Origin of the sequence: Duganella rivi, from assembly GCF_009857435.1 — a bacterium.
Classification (GTDB): Bacteria; Pseudomonadota; Gammaproteobacteria; order Burkholderiales; family Burkholderiaceae_D; genus Rugamonas; species Rugamonas rivi.
In genome coordinates, this window is record NZ_WWCK01000004.1 from 710,637 (window position 1) to 729,231 (window position 18,595).

General features: G+C 61.0%; 21 protein-coding genes, 1 other RNA gene and 1 riboswitch. Of the genes, 5 read left to right on the forward strand and 17 right to left on the reverse strand.

What is annotated here, in order from left to right; translation table 11 throughout:
- Window positions 1-17: 17 nt before the first annotated feature.
- Complete coding sequence (locus tag GTP45_RS15715) at window positions 18-671, forward strand: hypothetical protein (RefSeq protein ID WP_161014782.1); 654 nt, start codon at window positions 18-20, stop codon at window positions 669-671.
- 35 nt (window positions 672-706) lie between these two features.
- On the opposite strand, the gene ffs is transcribed toward GTP45_RS15715, so the two are convergent.
- Window positions 707-805: signal recognition particle sRNA small type (ffs, locus tag GTP45_RS15720), an RNA gene on the reverse strand.
- Window positions 806-820: 15 nt separating this feature from the next.
- A complete protein-coding gene (gene ubiD / locus GTP45_RS15725) occupies window positions 821-2,305 on the reverse strand; it encodes a 4-hydroxy-3-polyprenylbenzoate decarboxylase (RefSeq protein ID WP_161014783.1) in 1,485 nt (494 codons plus the stop codon).
- A gap of 463 nt (window positions 2,306-2,768) precedes the next feature.
- On the opposite strand from ubiD, the gene GTP45_RS15730 reads away from it, so the two are divergent.
- Complete coding sequence (locus tag GTP45_RS15730) at window positions 2,769-3,665, forward strand: transglycosylase SLT domain-containing protein (RefSeq protein ID WP_161014784.1); 897 nt, start codon at window positions 2,769-2,771, stop codon at window positions 3,663-3,665.
- Window positions 3,666-3,720: 55 nt separating this feature from the next.
- Here GTP45_RS15730 and GTP45_RS15735 read toward each other — a convergent pair whose 3' ends face one another.
- From GTP45_RS15735 to GTP45_RS15755, 5 genes are all read right to left on the reverse strand, one after another.
- A complete protein-coding gene (locus GTP45_RS15735; protein WP_229258480.1) occupies window positions 3,721-4,305 on the reverse strand; it encodes a hypothetical protein in 585 nt (194 codons plus the stop codon).
- Window positions 4,306-4,541: 236 nt separating this feature from the next.
- A complete protein-coding gene (gene nusB, locus GTP45_RS15740; protein WP_161014785.1) occupies window positions 4,542-5,012 on the reverse strand; it encodes a transcription antitermination factor NusB in 471 nt (156 codons plus the stop codon).
- A gap of 24 nt (window positions 5,013-5,036) precedes the next feature.
- Window positions 5,037-5,525 (reverse strand): 6,7-dimethyl-8-ribityllumazine synthase, encoded by a 489-nt coding sequence (gene ribH, locus GTP45_RS15745; RefSeq protein WP_161009584.1) that lies wholly within the window; start codon window positions 5,523-5,525, stop codon window positions 5,037-5,039.
- Between the two features lie 25 nt (window positions 5,526-5,550).
- On the reverse strand, window positions 5,551-6,663 hold the full coding sequence (ribBA, locus tag GTP45_RS15750; RefSeq protein WP_161014786.1) for a bifunctional 3,4-dihydroxy-2-butanone-4-phosphate synthase/GTP cyclohydrolase II: 1,113 nt from the start codon (window positions 6,661-6,663) through the stop codon (window positions 5,551-5,553).
- Between the two features lie 194 nt (window positions 6,664-6,857).
- Window positions 6,858-7,583 (reverse strand): hypothetical protein, encoded by a 726-nt coding sequence (locus GTP45_RS15755; protein ID WP_161014787.1) that lies wholly within the window; start codon window positions 7,581-7,583, stop codon window positions 6,858-6,860.
- Between the two features lie 218 nt (window positions 7,584-7,801).
- Between GTP45_RS15755 and GTP45_RS15760 the strand changes: the two genes are divergently transcribed.
- A complete protein-coding gene (locus GTP45_RS15760) occupies window positions 7,802-8,173 on the forward strand; it encodes a c-type cytochrome (protein WP_161014788.1) in 372 nt (123 codons plus the stop codon).
- Here the strand turns inward: GTP45_RS15760 and GTP45_RS15765 are convergent, their stop codons facing one another.
- From GTP45_RS15765 to glyA, 10 genes are all read right to left on the reverse strand, one after another.
- On the reverse strand, window positions 8,174-8,809 hold the full coding sequence (locus GTP45_RS15765) for a riboflavin synthase (protein WP_161014789.1): 636 nt from the start codon (window positions 8,807-8,809) through the stop codon (window positions 8,174-8,176).
- Window positions 8,810-8,817: 8 nt separating this feature from the next.
- Window positions 8,818-9,885, reverse strand: a complete 1,068-nt coding sequence (ribD, locus tag GTP45_RS15770) for a bifunctional diaminohydroxyphosphoribosylaminopyrimidine deaminase/5-amino-6-(5-phosphoribosylamino)uracil reductase RibD (RefSeq protein ID WP_166454658.1) — start codon at window positions 9,883-9,885, stop codon at window positions 8,818-8,820.
- 82 nt (window positions 9,886-9,967) lie between these two features.
- Window positions 9,968-10,510: a GspH/FimT family pseudopilin gene (locus tag GTP45_RS15775; protein ID WP_166454634.1), complete on the reverse strand. Its 543-nt coding sequence runs from the start codon at window positions 10,508-10,510 to the stop codon at window positions 9,968-9,970.
- Window positions 10,507-10,953, reverse strand: coding sequence for a type IV pilin protein (locus GTP45_RS15780; protein WP_161014792.1), 447 nt, complete (start codon window positions 10,951-10,953; stop codon window positions 10,507-10,509). Before GTP45_RS15780 ends, GTP45_RS15775 begins: the two co-directional genes overlap by 4 nt.
- Complete coding sequence (locus tag GTP45_RS15785; RefSeq protein ID WP_161014793.1) at window positions 10,950-12,983, reverse strand: pilus assembly protein; 2,034 nt, start codon at window positions 12,981-12,983, stop codon at window positions 10,950-10,952. The genes GTP45_RS15780 and GTP45_RS15785 overlap by 4 nt, the downstream gene beginning before the upstream one ends.
- Window positions 12,980-13,510 (reverse strand): pilus assembly PilX family protein, encoded by a 531-nt coding sequence (locus GTP45_RS15790; RefSeq protein WP_161014794.1) that lies wholly within the window; start codon window positions 13,508-13,510, stop codon window positions 12,980-12,982. The genes GTP45_RS15785 and GTP45_RS15790 overlap by 4 nt, the downstream gene beginning before the upstream one ends.
- 3 nt (window positions 13,511-13,513) lie before the next feature.
- On the reverse strand, window positions 13,514-14,389 hold the full coding sequence (locus GTP45_RS15795) for a PilW family protein (protein WP_161014795.1): 876 nt from the start codon (window positions 14,387-14,389) through the stop codon (window positions 13,514-13,516).
- Entirely contained in the window at window positions 14,386-14,922 is a 537-nt protein-coding gene (gene pilV, locus GTP45_RS15800; protein ID WP_161014796.1) for a type IV pilus modification protein PilV, read from the reverse strand. The genes GTP45_RS15795 and pilV overlap by 4 nt, the downstream gene beginning before the upstream one ends.
- Before the next feature lie 93 nt (window positions 14,923-15,015).
- Window positions 15,016-15,489, reverse strand: a complete 474-nt coding sequence (gene nrdR / locus GTP45_RS15805) for a transcriptional regulator NrdR (protein WP_161014797.1) — start codon at window positions 15,487-15,489, stop codon at window positions 15,016-15,018.
- Between the two features lie 54 nt (window positions 15,490-15,543).
- Window positions 15,544-16,791 carry a serine hydroxymethyltransferase gene (glyA, locus tag GTP45_RS15810; RefSeq protein WP_161014798.1) on the reverse strand — a complete coding sequence of 416 codons (1,248 nt, stop codon included), beginning with the start codon at window positions 16,789-16,791 and terminating at the stop codon, window positions 15,544-15,546.
- A gap of 94 nt (window positions 16,792-16,885) precedes the next feature.
- Window positions 16,886-17,023, reverse strand: a riboswitch (ZMP/ZTP riboswitch).
- A gap of 130 nt (window positions 17,024-17,153) precedes the next feature.
- On the opposite strand from glyA, the gene GTP45_RS15815 reads away from it, so the two are divergent.
- Together GTP45_RS15815 and ybgC are read left to right on the forward strand one after the other, a co-directional pair.
- Window positions 17,154-17,900, forward strand: a complete 747-nt coding sequence (locus GTP45_RS15815; protein ID WP_161014799.1) for an SDR family NAD(P)-dependent oxidoreductase — start codon at window positions 17,154-17,156, stop codon at window positions 17,898-17,900.
- A 281-nt stretch (window positions 17,901-18,181) separates the two neighbouring features.
- Window positions 18,182-18,595 (forward strand): tol-pal system-associated acyl-CoA thioesterase, encoded by a 414-nt coding sequence (ybgC, locus tag GTP45_RS15820; RefSeq protein WP_161014800.1) that lies wholly within the window; start codon window positions 18,182-18,184, stop codon window positions 18,593-18,595.

Here is an 18,595-nt window from a genome sequence, read left to right on the forward strand (position 1 = left end):
CTTTTAACATGCCAAAAATGAAAAAACTTGCCCTGACTCCCCTGCTGTTGCTGTCCCTCGCCGCCCACGCAGATGAACGCGAATGGGTGCCCTACAAAAAACTGGTGGAAGACCTGCGTCTCGACAAGTTCTACGCCCTGCCAGCTGCCGAGCGCGACAAGGTCAATCTTTACCTGACCGTCAAACCGAAGAACAAGAATTACAAGCCGTCCGATGTGGTGCTGACCGTGGTGCATGGCAGCGAGCGCCAGCCGCTGCCGGCGCTCTCGCCCGACTTCCGCATGACGCTGGTGCCGAATCCCAAATGGATGACCGACGACACCAAAGTAATGACCAGCCTGCCGAAAGAAGAAAAGTCGCAGGTCGGCTACGACGCCATCACGCCGCTGCCGGACGGCCTGCAATGGAACTATGCCCCGGTGATGAGCAGCGTCGGCCAGATGAATCAAGCCATCAAGAAAATGGCTGGCGCACTGAGCATGTTCGCGCCCAGCGTCAAGGTGGTGGTATTCAAGTTCAACCACCCGGCCCAGCTAAAGGTCGGCAGCACGGTCTACAGCACCGATACCAAGAATCAGATCAAGCTCAAGCCTGAGTCGGCGCTGTTGAAGGAGAATCCGCTGATGGTCGCCTCCGAGCGGCCATTTGAGGCCGAACTGGATTCGGAATAAAAAAAGCCGCCCGAGGGCGGCTTTTTCATGAATAAGGAGGCGAGCCTGATCTGCGGCACTTATGGTGAACGGCTGTGGCTGCTTCGTTCCCGACCTGACCAGGTTGACCATGCCACAATGCGCAGGGGCCCGCCAGACATCATTATACCTTACAGCCCCAACTCCTGCCAAATCTGATCCACCCGTGTTTTCACCTCGGGCGACATGGTAATCACCGTGCCCCATTCGCGCGTGGTTTCGCCCGGCCACTTGTTGGTGGCGTCGATGCCCATCTTGCTGCCCAGGCCGCTCACCGGCGAGGCGAAGTCCAGGTAATCGATCGGCGTGTTATCGACCAGCGTGGTGTCGCGGGTCGGATCGACGCGGGTGGTAATGGCCCAGATCACCTCATTCCAGTCGCGGATGTTCACGTCCTCGTCCACCACCACGATGAACTTGGTGTACATGAACTGGCGCAGGAAGCTCCACACGCCGAACATCACGCGCTTGGCGTGGCCGGCGTACTGCTTCTTAATCTGCACCACCGCCATGCGATAGCTGCACCCTTCGGCCGGCAAGTGGAAATCGGTGATCTCGCTGAACTGCTTTTGCAGCAGCGGCACGAACACCTCGTTCAGCGCCAGGCCCAGCACGGCCGGCTCATCCGGCGGTTTGCCGGTGTAGGTCGAGTGGTAAATCGGGTCGCGGCGCATGGTGATGCGGTCGATGGTGAACACCGGGAACCAGTCCTGCTCATTATAGTAACCAGTGTGGTCGCCATACGGCCCTTCCAGCGCATGCTCGTAGCCGGACGGATGGTTTTCATCCGGGTAGATATGGCCTTCCAGCACAATCTCCGCCGAAGCCGGCACGCGCAGTTCGCTGCCGATGGCCTTGACCAGCTCGGTGCGGCTGCCGCGCAGCAGGCCGGCGAACTGATATTCCGACAAGGAATCCGGCACCGGCGTCACTGCACCTAATATAGTAGCGGGATCCGCGCCCAAAGCGACACAGACAGGATAAGGCTTCCCTTTGCTTTGGATGGCGTGCTCGCGGAAGTCGAGCGCGCCGCCGCGATGCGCGAGCCAGCGCATGATGACCTTGTTCGGGCCCAGCACCTGCTGGCGGTAGATGCCGAGATTTTGCCGCTTCTTATTAGGGCCCTTGGTAATCACAAGGCCCCAGGTAATTAAAGGCGCCACGTCGCCCGGCCAGCAATGCTGGATCGGCAATTTCGACAAATCGACATCGGCGCCTTCCCACACGATTTCCTGGCACGGCGCGCCGCGCAATTCTTTCGGCGCCATGTCCCACACGGCTTTGACCAGCGAGCCGAGGCCCATCAAGTCCTTGAAGTCCTTTGGCGGCTCCGGTTCTTTCAAGCGCGACAGCACGTGGCCGATCTTGCGCAGCTCGCTCACATCGCTCGCGCCCATGCCCAGCGCCACGCGGCGCGGCGTGCCGAACAAATTGGCCAGCACCGGCATGCTGTGACCGGTCGGTTTTTGGAACAGCAAGGCCGGCCCGCCGGCGCGCAAGGTACGGTCGCACACCTCCGTCATCTCTAAATGCGGCGAAACAGGGCTTAAAATGGGCTTAAGTTCTCCCATTCCTTGCAGTTGGGAAATAAAATCTCGTAGATCGGAATATTTCATCGGTTTTTTAATATTTTCTTACATTAAAGCGCACTGTTTAAAAATACAGGTCAAGTGATTGATTTTATTGGTTTTCCATCGCTAGCAAGGCAAAATTCTAGATTTAAAAGTTATAAAGACGCTTCGCGTTAGTATTGACTTGATATAAAACGCCTTCTACAATCCACCCTACTTGATGAGAGCTGGCTGTTTTGGTTGCTCATACATTCACGGAGTCGGGGCTCCACATGACATTTTAAGGAGTGTTTTCAAAAGGCGTCTGCCTTATCCCCCGGTTGTAGTTGTATTGCATTCTGGTTGACTTCCATTGAAGAGATCAGCAACAAGCAAGCAATGATGGCGTTCTCGTGTGCTTCCTACAGCGACGACGAACGAGATATTTCTGATGCACGGCATTAGCACCTGTTTAGCTGCGTTTGACGCTGGCGGGGGATCGCTTTTACGGACATTTCAGGGGAACTCTATGATTAATCGCATCACCGGTGCAACTACGTTTGCCCGTACCATGGCTCGCCAGCCAGCCGCGTGGTTCTCCACGTCGCGCATTTCGGCAAAGGGCGTGTTGACCACCGCCCAGCACACCCTGACCATTGTGGGTGTGACCGCTTTAGTAGTAATGGCAGTACTGTTTGTCCGTCCTGACCTGGCCAAGGCCCTCAGCGACAGTTTGAACCGCACGCAGGAAGTTGAAGCCCTCGTCGTCACCGCGCCTCCGCTGGATGCGCTGATGGAAGCGCCAGCAACCGCATCGGCAGCCAATGCCAGTGCCCCGCTGACCGCTGAGGAAAAAGCCCTGCTGGGCACTGAAAAACAGCAGAAATGGGTCACCAACTGGCTGTCCAAGCGTTACCGCGTAGCGGGCGACGCCGCCAACATGCTGGTCTCGACCGCTTACCTGACGGCACGCGAGATCAAGCTCGATCCGCTGCTGATCCTGGCAGTGATGTCGATTGAATCCGGCCTGAATCCGTTCGCGGAAAGCCCTATGGGCGCGCAAGGCCTGATGCAAGTGATGTCCAAGGTGCACCATGAGAAGTTCCAGGACATGGGCGGCCTGCAAGCTGCCTTGAATCCAGTTGCCAACATCCGCGTTGGTTCGCTGATCCTGAAGGATTACGTGACCCGTGGCGGTTCGGTGGAAGCTGGCCTGAAGAGCTACGTCGGCGCCGCCGCGTTTGAAACCGATGATGGTTACGGTTCGCGCGTTCTGGCCGAGTACAACCGCCTCAAGCAAGTTTCGGCTGGCAAGAAAGTGCCAACCATCACTCCGGTGATGACTGCATCGACCAGCAAGCCAGCAGCAGCCCCGGTCGCTGCTGCTGAGAAGTCGGTTAGTGGCACGCAGATCGCTGGCCTGTAAGCGCATCCTGCTCTAGCGAGAAGCCACCGTTGGTCGGGTGGCTTTTTTTACGTCCCTACTTAGGGCATTGCCGTACGCTGACGCGGCCGGTGTCGCTGAACGGATCGCGGCCGCCGCTGAAGTTGTTCGATGCCTTGTAATAGCACACCACCGTGCCGTCTGACATACGCCACTTGGTCACGCGGCTGCCATCCGTCGCAGTAAACTCCCCTATCGCACCGCTGCTGCGGTCTATATAAGCCTTGCCGATGGCGGTCGCCAGCGCGGTTTCATCGTTGACGTATTTGCGGTCGCGCTGTGTCCACGCATCTTCCTTGCGGGCTTTTTGATCGGCGGCCAGCGCGCCCTTGAGCGCACGCTGCTTGAGGTCGTCCTGCGGCTTGGCCGGCACGGCGAACGGATCGGGCGGCAATGTGATCGGCTGGGCCTCGGCCACCGCAGCCGGGGACGGCGCCGTTATCGCTTGCGGCTCAACCGGCGGCCGGGGCGACGCGGCTACGGCCTCCGGCGGCTGCGCGGCAGGCGCGCGCAGTTTCGGCTCGGCCGTGCGCGGCTGCGGCCGGGGCGGCTGAGGCGGCTCAGGCCGCTTTAGCGGCTTAAACGGCGTCAGAATGTAGGTGATGGGGGTATGCGGCGTCATGGAGGCCGCCAGCGGCCGCTCAGGCGCTTTCCAGCCCATGAAGGCCAGCAGGTGGGCTCCGGCGATCAGCGCCAGCCAGCCGCGCCGGCGCCAGCTTGGAGTGTGCAGTTCGATGATACCGCTCCAGAATTACCTAAAAAGCAATTCTCACCAGCCCTACTCCAGCCGTCAAGCCGCCCATAAAAAAAGCCACCGCACGCTACCGTGGGTGGCTTTTAACGATACCGCAGAAACGCTTAGCGCTTCTTGTCGGCAGCAACTTCGTCAGGGCGCAGCTGGGCGGCCAGCTTGTCCAGCACGCCGTTGACGTACTTGTGACCGTCAATACCGCCGAACGACTTGGTCAGTTCCACAGCCTCGTTGATGACAACGCGGTATGGAATTTCCAGATTGTTCTTCAGTTCGTACGTACCGATCAGCAGCACAGCGTGCTCGATCGGCGACAGCTCGGAAATGCCACGATCCACCAGCGGCGCGAAGATCTCGCGCAATTCCACCGACGAACCGATGGCGCCGTTCAGCAGCACGGTGAAGTGCTCGGCATCGGCCTTGTCGAAGCCGTGCGCGCCGCGGATGTGGTTGACCACCGTGGAGGCGGATTCGTTATTCAGCAGCCACTGGTACAACCCTTGCAGCGCGAACTCGCGCGCGCGGTGACGCGGCGTGCGGTTCTTGCTGGGGTTAGCGTGCAAAGTCTTCTCAGTCATTTTTTACCTTCGTGTGTTTGATTCTTATTCGTCGTCGCCGTGATCCTGGCTCAGCTCTTCCAGAGCGATGGTCAGGTTGGCCATTTCCACTGCCACGCGGGCGGCGTCGGCGCCTTTGACGGCCATGCGCACTTCGGCTTGTTCGTCGTTCTCGGTGGTCAGGATCGCGTTGGCGATAGGAATACCATAATCGAGGCCGATACGGGTGATGCCGGCGCCCGATTCGTTCGACACCAGCTCGAAGTGGTAGGTCTCGCCGCGGATGATGGCGCCCAGCGCGATCAGCGCGTCGAACTGCTGCGACTCAGCCATCTTTTGCAGCACCAGCGGTACTTCCAGCGCGCCCGGCACGGTCACGTGCAGGATATCTTCATCCGCTACGCCCAGGTGCTTGAGCTCAGCCAGGCAAGCCGACAGCAGGCCGTGGCAGATATCTTCGTTAAAACGGGCTTGTACCACGCCGATGCGCAGGTCTTCGCCGTTCAGGTTGGTTTCGTAGCTTCCTACGGTCATGATGGCCTCTTGTATGTTGGTTGAATTAGTTAGGTTTGGCGACGTAGCCGGTCACTTCCAGATTGAAGCCGGTCATCGACGGCATCTTGCGCGGGCTGGCGAGCAGCTGCATTTTGCAGACACCGACTTCGCGCAGGATTTGCGCGCCGATACCGTAGCTGCGCAGATCCATGCTGGCCGCGCGGCCTTTCGGCTTGGTGTCTTCCGGCTTGCACAGGGCTTCGAACTGGTTGAAGAACTGCTCGGCGGTTTCTTCGCAATTGAGCAGCACGATCACGCCGCTGTCAGCCGCCTTGATGGCCGCCATCGAGGACGACAGATTCCACGAGTGGGTAGTCGCTTCCGATTCCAGGATGTCGAGGATGGACACCGGCTGGTGCACGCGCACCAGGGTTTCCTTGCCCTTCTGGATTTCGCCGTGCACCAGCGCCAGGTGCGCCGAGCCGCTAGGCTTGTCGCGGTAAGCCAGCATGCGGAAGTCGCCATGGGCGGTCTTCAGCGTGCGCTCGCCCACTTTTTCGACCAGCGATTCGTTGCGGCTGCGGTAGTGGATCAGGTCGGCAATGGTGCCGATTTTCAGATTGTGTTCTTTGGCGAATTCCAGCAGATCCGGCAGACGCGCCATGGTGCCGTCGTCCTTCATGATCTCGCAGATCACCGAGGCTGGCGTCAGGCCGGCCATGGCGGTCAGGTCGCAACCGGCTTCGGTATGGCCTGCGCGCATCAGCACGCCGCCCTTTTGCGCTTTCAGCGGGAAGATGTGGCCCGGCTGCACGATGTCCGCTGGCTTGGCATCCTTGGCGACAGCGACTTCGATGGTCTTGGCACGGTCAGCGGCCGAGATGCCGGTGGTCACGCCTTCCGCCGCTTCAATCGACACGGTGAAGTTGGTGCCGTAGGCGGTGCCGTTCTTGGACGACATCATCGACAGTTCGAGCTGGTTGCAGCGCTCTTCGGTCAAGGTCAGGCAGACCAGGCCGCGCGCGTACTTGACCATAAAGTTGATGGCTTCCGGCGTGACGAAGTCCGCCGCGAGCACCAGATCACCTTCGTTTTCCCGGTCTTCTTCATCGACCAGGATCACCATGCGGCCAGCGCGCAATTCGGCGACGATTTCTTCGGTGCTGGAAATTGACATTTTTAATCCTTCAAGGCTGAGCGAGAGTATTTCATTAACCCGCTATTTTAAAGGATTTACGCCTTCCCTACCGCAAAACCCCGCTTTTTTCGACAAGTCGCATGGTATTCCTGCCAACATTGCGCGGAGAGGTTGGTTCAAAACGCGCGCAGCAAGGAGCTGCAACGAAGCTGCGCGCTTTTTGAAGCGACCTCTTACTGATTGACCTTGCCCGGCAGAGAGAGCTTGCCGGACGCGACTTTGAACACGTCCACGATGCACAGCAGCGGCGCGTGCACGCTGGCGTTGACACGCAGCGCCGAGGTCACGCCGTCAAAGCCGGAGGCCGTCACCACGCCGATATCGTCAAACGGCACCTTCACTTCCAGCGTAGCGCCCTTGAAGATGGGGCTCCAGCCGGGACTGTCCAGCAAAATCGGGAAGCCCGGCCAGGTCTTCGGCAGGCGCGGCTTGGCGCCGGCCGGAATATCGACCACCTTCAGCGCGCCCTTGCCGCACTGCTCGTCCGGCGCCAGCACCACCCAGTGCGAGTGCCACAGGTTGCCGTCATTCTTGGGATCGCCGTCGCCGTTTTCGTCGTACAGCGGCGTATCGTCAAAGTCCGGGTGCGCGGTGACGGCAAAGGCCAGAATGCCGGCCTTCGGCTCGAAACCGACCACGGCAGGATCAATGGTGGTCGGCCAGACGTAGGAAAACACCGAGCTGCCGGCCAGCTTGCCGGTCTTGGTCGGCTTGGTCGCACCGGCCTTGCCGGACACCGCAATGTGGAAGGTGGCGATATTGCCTTCGGTCGTAATCTTGGTGTGGAAGATATCGAAATCCGCCTTGACCGCCTTGCTCTTTTCGGTAGTGATGCCGCCCTCATGCGCCTGTGCCGTCGCCGCCCACAGCAGCAACGCGGTGCTCAACAATTTTTTCATGATGTCCTCAAGTTGATGATCGATACGGCCGATTATCAAATCGACACCAGAAAAAGACACAACCCGATGGTGGTATATTGTTGGAACTTGTAGCCCACTACGCCAGCGAAATCCTGACCACTGCGAAGCTACCGGCAGCCATCAACTAAGACGTTGAATCCAGTTGGTTCGCAATTGCGTACAAGAAATAAACGCAAGTCAGATCACGGAGATTCAACATGTTCACCACCGCATTACCGGTCGTGCTGGCACTAGTGCTGCTCACCGCGCCGGCGCAAGCGCAGAGCGGCCAGCAAGTCGCACAGGGACAACGCCTGTGGCAGAAACGTTGCGCAGAATGCCACGCCCTGGATACCGACGAAACCGGCCCGCACCATCGCGGCGTATTCGGCCGCCGCGCCGGCAGCGTCAAGGGCTACGATTATTCGCACGCGCTGCGCGGCGCCAATCTGCAATGGGACGAAAACTCGCTCGACCGCTGGCTCACCAATCCCGAGAAATTCCTGCCAGGCCAGAATATGGATGTGCGCGTGAGCAATCCGGCCGAACGCGCGGCCTTGATCGCCTATTTGAAAAGCCTGTCCGGCTGATTACTTGCTGGCCGCGCCCACCGACACCATGCGCTCGACGTAGCGGGCGATCAGGTCGATTTCGAGGTTGACCTTGCTGCCCACCTTCAAGTGCTTGAGCGTGGTAACGGCAATGGTGTGCGGGATCAGGTTGATCGAAAACTGGCACACGAGGTCAGTGCCGGTGCCGATATCGGTGATGCGGTTCACGGTCAGCGACACGCCGTTGACCACGATCGAGCCTTTGTAAGCCAGGAACTTGGCCAGCTCGTGCGGCGACTCCACCACCAGCTCCCACGACTCCCCCACCGGCTCGAACTTGCGCACCACGCCCAGGCCGTCCACGTGGCCGGAAACCAGATGGCCGCCGAGGCGCTCATTCAAGGTCAGCGCTTTTTCGAGGTTGACTTCGGTGAGGGTGTCGAGGCCGACGGTCTTGTTCAAGCTCTCGCGCGAGACGTCGACGCGGAAATTGGTCGCGTCTTTTTCCACCACCGTCATGCACGCGCCGTTGATGGCGATCGAGTCGCCCAGCGCGACATCGGCCAGCGGCAGGCCGCCGGCGTTGATGTCCAGGCGGACGCCTGCAAACGAGCCGCCTTCAAGCGGCTTCACCGATTCAATTTTGCCGACAGCGGCGACGATACCAGTAAACATAGTTCTTCCTAATGAGTGAATCGAGCAAGGATACGCAAATCTTCGCCGATCTGCTTAACCTCGTGAAATTTCAAATTCTGCTTGTGCGACAGGTCGGTCAGCGCCGGCAGCGCGAACATGCCTTGCGCGTCGCCGATCAGTGTTGGCGCCAGATAGACCAGCAACTCGTCGACGCAACCTTCGCGGATCAGCGAACCATTCAGCTTGCCGCCTGCTTCCACGTGCAACTCGTTGATCTGGCGGCGGCCCAGTTCGCGCATCAGTTGCGGCAGATCGACCTTGCCGCTGGCGTTGGGCAGCAAGATCACTTCGTGACCGGCCGCTTCCAGCGCCGCTTGTTTTTTGGGATCGGCGACCGCGGCGGCGATCCACGTCCCGCCGCCCAGCAATATCTTGGCGGACAGGTCAATTTCAAGCTTGCTGTCGACCACGATGCGGCGCGGCTGGCGCGGCGTTTCAACCGCGCGCACGTTCAACTGCGGATCATCGGCCTTGACGGTGCCGATGCCGGTCAAGATGGCGCAGGCGCGGGCGCGCCAGTGATGGCCGTCGGCACGCGCTTCCGGGCCGGTGATCCATTGGCTGACGCCGTTGTGCAGCGCCGTCATGCCATCGAGGCTGGCGGCGGTTTTCATGCGTACCCACGGCAGGCCGCGCGTCATGCGCGAGAAAAAGCCGATGTTCAATTCATAAGCTTGCTCGGCCAGCAGGCCCACGTGGGTGGCGATACCGTTGGCGGCCAGCTTGGCCATGCCCTGCCCGGCCACCAGCGGATTCGGATCTTCCATCGCCGCCACCACGCGGCCGAGGCCGGCGCGCACCAGCGCGTCCGAGCATGGCGGCGTGCGGCCGTGGTGATTGCACGGTTCCAGCGTGACGTAGGCGGTGGCGCCGCGCACGTCGTGGCCGCGCGCCTGGGCGTCTTTCAGGGCCTGGATCTCGGCGTGATCGCTGCCGGCTTGCTGGGTCACGCCAGCGCCGATCACCACGCCATCGCGCACGATCACGCAGCCGATGTGCGGATTCGGCGCGGTAGTGTACAGCCCCTTCGCGGCCCACTCCAGCGCCAGCGCCATGCCTTCAAGATCGTTGCGGATATTCACGTTGCCCCTGCCCAGTTAGATATCGCGCCATTATAAGCGCTCTTGATTAGAGGGATTAGTCGACGCTGCCGCAGGCGGGGTCTTGCGCCGGGTCGCAGGTTCGCACGCGGCCGAGCATGTTGATGATGATGTTGCGAGCCTGCTGGCCTTGCGTCAGCGACAGCGTGCCCCAGCGGGCGATCAGGCTGTTGTCGGCGCGGCAGGTGCGGCCGGCGGCGTTGTAGGCGATGTAGGTGGGCGTGGCGCCGGAGGTGAAGCGGGAGGTGATGGCGATATCGCTGCGTAACGCGTCATGGCGGTAGATCAGCGGCTCGCCAGCGTCCGGGCGGCGATTGCCGTTGCGGTCTTCGAAGATGGCCCAGCCGCTTTGCCAGTCGGCACCGCGCGGATCGAGCGGTGCCATTAGTACTTTGCGGCCGCGCGCCATCGCTTGCGAGCGGGTCAGATCGATGGCGGCCTGTAGATCGTGCACGGCAGCTTGCAGGCGTAGGCGTTGCAGCGATTGCTGGAACGCCGGTGCGGCCACGCCGAGCAGCACGACGGCCAGCACCAGCACCATCAGCAACTCGATCAGCGTCAGGCCGGCACGGCGATTCATGGCCAGCATCCCGGTGCGGAGCCGCTGGCGGCGCGCTGGCCGGTGCTGGTCAGCGTGAGAGTCCGGCAATCGTCGTCGTGAAAGCGACTGTCTACCTGCGCGGTGCCAGGGCGGGCGATGAGTTGCACGCATTGCGTAATTAACTCGCCGTCGCAAGCCTTGCCCTCGATTTCGTAAGCGCTGGCTGGCGCGCTGGCTCCGCTCCACCAATGGAACTGGCGCGCCTCGGCATCGGCCACGCCGGCAGAGAAGGCAATGTAGGTATTGTGCTGCGAGTGAAAGCGCTCTTGCTGCATCATCAGTTTCAGCAAAGCAGATTGCGCTTCGCTGCGGCGTGTGCGAATCACCTGCTGTTGGTAAGCAGGCAGCGCAGCGGCTGTCAGCACGGCGACGATGACCAGCGCCACCAGTAGTTCAATCAAGCTGAAACCGGCGCGTGTCATTTTGCGGCCTCGTGCAGTTCCCGCCAGTTGGCGATCTCGCGCCAGCTTAGGCGGCCGGTGCGGCGGGTGGCGCGCATGCTGCCGATGGCGCTGACGTGCCCTGCTTCTGTCACCTGCACCACGGTGTATGACTTCTCCTGTCGAATACGGCCAATCGCATCGCGTGGGCCACGCGTGATGGATTGCCGCAGCAGCGAGGGGCTCGGCACATAACCCGGCAGCATCAATCCGGTGATGGTTTCTTGCTGCGGCGTGTTGATGATCACATTGCCGTCGTCCGGCAAGCCGCTGATAACGTTGAGTGCATAGGCGCGGCTGCGCGTGGGACTGCACATGCTCGCCCCCGGCAGCACGGTGTTGAACAGCACGGCGCCGTCAGCCAGCACGCCGGTGTTGATGCTTCGCTCACCGGGCTGCGTGAAGTCGATGTACCAACCTTTGCTGCCGGGCTCCATGCGCATATCGCTGCCATCGAGAAAGCGCTGCGTGAGTTGCTTGCGGCCGGTGATGATGTCGGGCGGCGTTTGCAGGCTATCGATGATGGCGTAATAAGACTGCGATGCCGCACTGCTTCGGTCGCCCTGCTCAATCATGCGGCCAGTGCCGAACAACACCATGTAGCCGCGCACATTGGCGTAGGCTAGCAGCGGTTGCTGCGTGATTGGCTGTCGGCGCCCGCTCGCATCCCGTGCGATGAACAGCGGCTTGCTGATCGCTTTCGCCCATGGCGTGCTGCCGCTGAAATCGAATCGCCATAGGTTGCCTTGTAAATCTCCGGCATAGGCGTAGCGCAGTGCGCCGGCGCTGTCGTTCAGCAGCACCGGCGCGCTAAGGGCGTTTGGCAGCGAGGCCTCGGCGATGGGCGTGGTGATGCGGTAGTAGTTGCTGTCGCGCTTCCAGCCTTCGTCACGCGCCTTGTCGAGGGCTAGCAGGAATAAGGCGCCCTTGCCGTCGCCGCCGTTGTTGATGCCGCTGGGGACGATGGCGAAGTAGCGGTACACGTCTTGCCGCAGCCGTACCTTGGCGATTTGCGGGATGGTGGTGACATTGCCCATCATGGGATCATCGCGGCTGGTGAATTCCCAGAGTGCGCCAAGGCCGTCTGCGAAATGGGCGGGATCGGTGATATCCAGCGCCAACACGCCTTGCGCGCCGCCGCCCATGGCCGATAGCAAGATGGTCTTCCTTCCGCCGCCGATGCTGGCCTCGCCCGCGCTGGCTGGGCCGTCAACGTAGGCGCGGTGCTGGTAGTTTGGATCGGTAAGGTGATGCAGTTGCGCGATCAAGGCGTCCGGCACGTAGGCAAAGAGTTCTGCGCCGTTGGCAGCATCGAAGGCGTGTAGCATGCCATCGTTAGTGCCGAGGAAGACGGCGCTGCGGCGATCTGGTGGGCCGACATACACTGGCGTGCTGTGAACGGCGTCCCCCAGTATGCTGCTGCGACGGCGAAACCGCGTGCCTTCCAGCGTACGGTCGCCACGCAGGTAAGCGAGGCGCTGCTCGCCGGCCTGGTCTTCAAGGTCAAGCAGCGCTTGCTGCGCGGCCGACAGCGACGGCCAGTTGAACGGCGCCATCATCAACGCACCATCTTGCTGCACGATGGACGTGTAGATTTGGCGCTGCTGTGGCGCAGGCATTGGCGGCCGGTCGGCGGCACCAGTCAAAATCGCGCCAGCATCCCATGCCAATGAAGCCGCCGCCCCAGCGCCGGCCGTGCCGCCTGCCAACGCATACCGCGCAAAATGCCCGCCCCAGTCGGCAAGTTCCATCGTAGATTGATACAGGTCGCCGATTGGCCCACCAGCAGCGGGCGTGGGCTGCGCAGGCCGTAGCAAAGCCGCCCCTTGCGCCGATCCCGCCCCAGGGGCACCGCTCCCGCCTGCTCCGCTCCCGCCTTCGCCGCCTGTGCCTGCGCCGCAAGTTGCAGCGACGGGCAGGCTGTCGATTTCCAGCGTAGGCGGGGCGGCGTGGACTAGTGCGCAGATGGCGGCGGCGAGCAGCCATGAGCGTGTCGCGTGGATCTTGTTCATGGCGTCTCCTCCGGCTTGCTGAACACGCTTTGCAAAACCACTTCCGTTTCCGGCCTGGCGCCGAAACCGATAGCGGTCACGCGGTAGCAGTAATGCGGTAGCGCGCCCGCCGAGGCGTCGTCGCCAGGTTGATGGCACTCCATGCGCTCAATGACGTAGCGCGGCCTCTTGAATGGCAGGAAGCCTTGCCCAGTCGGCATGGCCGCCGCCGTACGCGCGCCGTAATCCACCACGCACGCACCACCGGCCACATCGACTCTCTGCCAAACCGGTGTCTTGCCAACGGCCGCCCGCTGGTATCGGCCTGCGCCGCAATCCTCGGCAAACGGATCGCTGGTATCCTCGATATCACGCTCTGCATCTTTCAAGGCATCCTCCGCCGCCAGAAACGCTACATCCCGATCGTGTTCGCCACGCGCTGCCTTCTCGCCTTGCAGACTCAACTGCGCTGCCGACACGCCCAGCAACATCACCATGATCAGCAGCACCAGGCTAACCAACAAGGCGATTCCACGTTGCCGTCCCATGATTCACCCATCCCGATTCCGCAACGCCACCGTCATGCTGAACACCCGCCTTGCACGCAGACGCTGCGATGGCGGCAAGCTGCCCTCCACCACGCGCACGCCAATATCCCCGCCATGCGCGTCGGAATACGCCGGGCCGAATAAGTCGTAGCGCGCGTTCAGCGTGTCGGCGCGGGTGTTGTGTTCGCCGTGCAGCAGCAAGGCCAGCTTGATGCTGCAAACACGCTTCCAGCCTGCCATCGCCTGCACCGCAGTGGCATTGAGGTAGGTGTTGGGGACGCCGTCCATTGGCGCATCGGTATCGACGCCGTACAGCACCTGAAACGAATCGACGCCGCGCGCGATGGCATCCGCGCCCCAGCCGGATGCGCTGCGATATTTGCAGCGCAATTCAGCCTCGCCGCTGGCATCCAGCGCGACGTAGAAAATGCTCGAGCCGCGCGTCCCGCCAGCCACGCCAAAGCCAGCGCAGTTGACGCTGGAGCCGTCGCCAGTTGCGCCATCACCGGAGCCGGAAAAGCTGACGGCCAGCACGTCGCTGCCATTTGCCACCGCAGGCAACGGCGCGCTGATGCCATCGCTGCCCCGGCTGATGCTGGCGGCGTCACGGCCGTCAATCGCGGCCAGCGCGCCGGGCTCCAATTCGGACGGCGCAAGATCGCTGTCCCAATTGATGTAGGCGCCCTGCCGTATCGTCCGCGCCATCAATTGCAAGGCGTAGCGGCCGCCATCGCCGACCAACGCGTTATCGCTGTGATTGCGGTAGTTGCTGCCAGACGCCACCAGCAAGCCACCGGCCAGCAAACTCACCAACAAGCCGAGCGCAATCGCGATCAGAAACTCGACCATGCCCCAGCCATGGCAGCGCGCGGGCCTCATGGCGCAGCTCCCACGGCCAAGGCCACGCCGGGTGCGTAGTCGCCGTCGACATCCTTGAGCGGTGTGCCGTCGGGATTTTTTCCGCGCCATCCGACCTTCACCACCACCGGTGCAGACGGCCCGCCATAACAAGCCCAGCGCAGCTTGCCGCCGCTCCACACACCGGCATCACGGCAAATCACCACGCGCCCTGCGGGCAAACTTTGGCGCACCATCTGCTTGGCCTCGTACATATCGGACAGCGCCATCGCTGCCGAACCGCAAGCATCGCCATAGCACAAGGCCGCCGGCGCAGCGGGCAGCGGCTCGGCGTAAGCGTCGTAATTGAGGGTGAGATAAAGATCGGCTTGCGCCGGATTGGCGCGCAGACGTTCGGCCAGGGCGACCGCCATCTGCGTCGCCTGCGACAGCAGCACCGCCTGATGCCGCGCTCGCAGCGCCGCCATCTGCAAGGCCACGCCGCCGATGATGCCCAGCGCGAGCACCACCACCGCAATCAGGATTTCCAGCAAGGTATAGCCGCGTGTGCGCATGGCACACCTCCGCAAGTCGGGGAGAGTGTGTCAAAAGTTAGCAGCGCTTACAGCAGAGAGTATGAGGTGTATCAAACGTGCGCCAGCAATATGCTAGCTTTTACGGGGGGCTTTGCGCTCTTGGCCGACTTCGGCAATGGCGTTCTGGAACTCGGCCAGGTCTTCAAAGTTCTTGTAGACTGATGCAAAGCGAATGTAGGCCACGTTGTCGAGGCGTTTCAGCTCCTGCATCACCAGCTCGCCGATGTAGCCGGTTTCAACTTCGCGCTGACCGCTGGTCAGCAGCTTTTCTTCAATTGAAGCAATGGCAGCATCGACTGCCGGAGCAGCCACCGGGCGCTTGCGCAGCGCCAGCTCAAGGCTGCCGCGCAGCTTGGCCGAGGCGTACTCGGTACGGCTGCCATTCTTCTTGACCACATACGGCATCACCAATTCGATGCGTTCATACGTGGTAAATCGTTTATCACATTTCCCGCAGCGCCGGCGCCGGCGAATGGAGTCCCCTTCCTCCGATACACGCGTATCGAGGACTTGGGTGTCTTCATGCTGGCAGAACGGACATTTCATATTGGCGCTTTAGTTAGCGTCGTCCCGGCGAAGGCCGGGACGACGGCGGTGGTATTACTTGGCGTAGACAGGGAACTTGTCAGCCAGCACCTTCACGGCCGCTTTCACGCGGTCGATGGTGGCTGCGTCGTGCGGGTTGTCCAGCACGTCAGCGATCAGGTTGCCGACTTGTTCCGCTTCCGCTTCCTTGAAGCCGCGGGTGGTCATCGCAGGCGAACCCAGACGAATGCCCGAAGTCACGAATGGCTTCTGCGGATCGTTAGGGATGCCGTTCTTGTTGGTGGTGATGTGAGCCGAACCCAGGATCGCTTCCGCTTCCTTGCCGGTCAGGTTCTTAGGACGCAGATCCACCAGCATCACGTGCGACTCGGTGCCGCCCGACACAATGCGCAGGCCGCGCTTGATCAGGGTCTTGGCCAGCACGTCGGCGTTCTTCACCACTTGCTGCTGGTACTCTTTGAACGCAGGTTGCAGCGCTTCCTGGAAGGCCACGGCCTTACCAGCGATCACGTGCATCAGCGGGCCGCCCTGGATGCCAGGGAAGATTGCCGAGTTGATGGCTTTCTCGTGCTCGGCCTTCATCAGGATGATGCCGCCGCGTGGGCCGCGCAGCGATTTGTGGGTGGTCGAGGTGACGAAGTCAGCGTGCGGCACTGGGTTAGGATACAGGCCAGCGGCGATCAGGCCGGCGTAGTGGGCCATGTCGACCATGAAGTACGCGCCTACCGATTTGGCGACCGCAGCGAAACGCTCGAAGTCGATTTTTTTCGAGAAGGCCGACGCGCCGGCGATGATCAGCTTAGGCTTGTGTTCTTTCGCCAGCGCTTCCATGGCGGCGTAGTCGATATCTTCTTCAGCGGTCAGGCCGTAGGACACCACGTTGAACCACTTGCCCGACATATTCAGCGGCATGCCGTGGGTCAGGTGGCCGCCTTCTGCCAGCGACATACCCATGATGGTGTCGCCCGGTTTCAGCACGGCGAAGAACACGCCCTGGTTGGCTTGCGAGCCCGAGTTAGGCTGGACGTTGGCGGCTTCTGCGCCGAACAGTTTTTTCACGCGGTCGATGGCCAGTTGCTCAACGACGTCGACGTATTCGCAGCCGCCGTAGTAGCGCTTGCCTGGGTAGCCTTCGGCGTACTTATTGGTCAGTTGCGAGCCTTGCGCTTCCATTACGGCTGGCGAGGTGTAGTTCTCCGACGCGATCAGTTCGATGTGATCGTGCTGGCGGGTGTTTTCGTTTTGAATTGCGCCGAACAGTTCTGGGTCAACGCTGGCGAGGGTGTGATCTTTTGCGAACATGAAAAAACTCCAATCGAATGAGTAACTTGTTTCTGGCAGTTGGATCGAAAGAGAGAAGCCATAGCGAACCGGCAGCCTCTTCGTGCTTTCCATCGAGGGCTGCCCAGGCGAACGGCTGTTGAAATCTCACGTTTCCCGGTGGATGCCCACCTTTCGCCGACCGATCAAAAACGCACTATTGTGGTGCATTTTTAGAAATCTTTCCAGCTTTTCGCCAGTTACGTGAGACGTAATGGAGGCTAAATTGTATTTGATGCGCCAGATTTGAGCAAGAAAATGAATTGCATTATTGTCAATTTAGCCCATGAGGGAAATTACGGATACAATTTTGGGCACTGCCCACCCACTTACGAGGATCGATCATGATCGTTTTCATCACCGGCGCGACGGCCGGTTTCGGCGCCGCGATGGCGCGCATCTTTGCCAAGAACGGCCACAAGGTCTTGATTAGCGGCCGCCGCGAAGACCGCCTGCAAGCGCTGGCCGCCGAGCTGGGCGATGCGGTTCGCGCCATCGCGCTGGACGTGACCGATAAGGCGTCGATCAAGGCGGCGCTGGATGGTCTGCCGCCGGAGTGGCGCGCGATTGATGTGCTGATTAATAACGCCGGTTTGGCGCTGGGCGTGACGCCGGCTCACACCTCGTCGCTGGAAGACTGGGACACCATGATTGCCACCAACGTCAGCGGCTTGGTCGCCATGACCCGGGCGATTTTGCCGGGCATGGTTGAGCGCAATAGCGGCACCGTGATTAATATTGGTTCGATTGCCGGTTCGACGCCTTATCCGGGCGGCAATGTTTATGGCGCGACCAAGGCCTTCGTCAACCAGTTCACGCAGAACCTGCGCGCGGACTTGGCAGGCACCGGCGTGCGCTGCACCAACCTGGCGCCGGGCTTGTGCGGCGGCACTGAGTTCTCGAATGTGCGCCTGAAGGATGATGCGGCGGCGGCCAAGGTCTACGAGGGCACCACGCCGCTGACGGCCGAAGACATCGCCAACACCGCGTACTGGATTGCCACCCTCCCTCCGCATGTCAACATCAACCGTATTGATATGATGCCGACCTGCCAGGGCTACGGCGCGCTGAACGTTAAGCGCGAACTGTAACCCCGCAGGGCCACACCAGAGGGGTCTGACCCCGTACGGGGTCAGACCCCGCGACGGACCGAAGTGCGGGGTAAATGCCAGCGCCAAGGAGACGCCTCTGCCTCTGGCCGTTGGGGTAACGCCTTACCCCAATTCGTAAGCCATTGTTACAATCCTTGGCAAGCGACTGGGAAACCGCTTTACTCTTGCCAGGGGCACTTTTGCGCGCCAGTTGATAAAATTCAACCAAAATAACAATATCGCGTAGAATGTTGCTCAATCACATTAGTAGCCAAAACAACATGCCTGCAGATTTCATCTGGAACGTCCGGGTCTATTACGAGGACACCGACGCCGGCGGTATCGTCTATTACGCAAACTATCTGAAGTTCTTCGAGCGCGCGCGCACCGAGTGGCTGCGCGCCTTGAACGTCAACCAGCACCAATTGCTGGCCGAGCACGACGCCCTGTTCGTCGTCAAAAGCGTGAGCGCGGAATATCATGCGCCCGCAAAGCTCGATGATGAACTAAAATTAACGGTTAGTATCGAAAAAATCGGCCGCGCCTCCCTCGTGTTCCATCAGGAAGCGTGGCGCGGCGATACTTTGCTGAACACGGCGAAAGTCAAAGTAGGCTGCGTCGATTCTGCCCTGCGTCCGCGCGCCGTTCCTGCGATCGTCGCCGACAAAATGCGTCACACCACCCAAACCGACTGA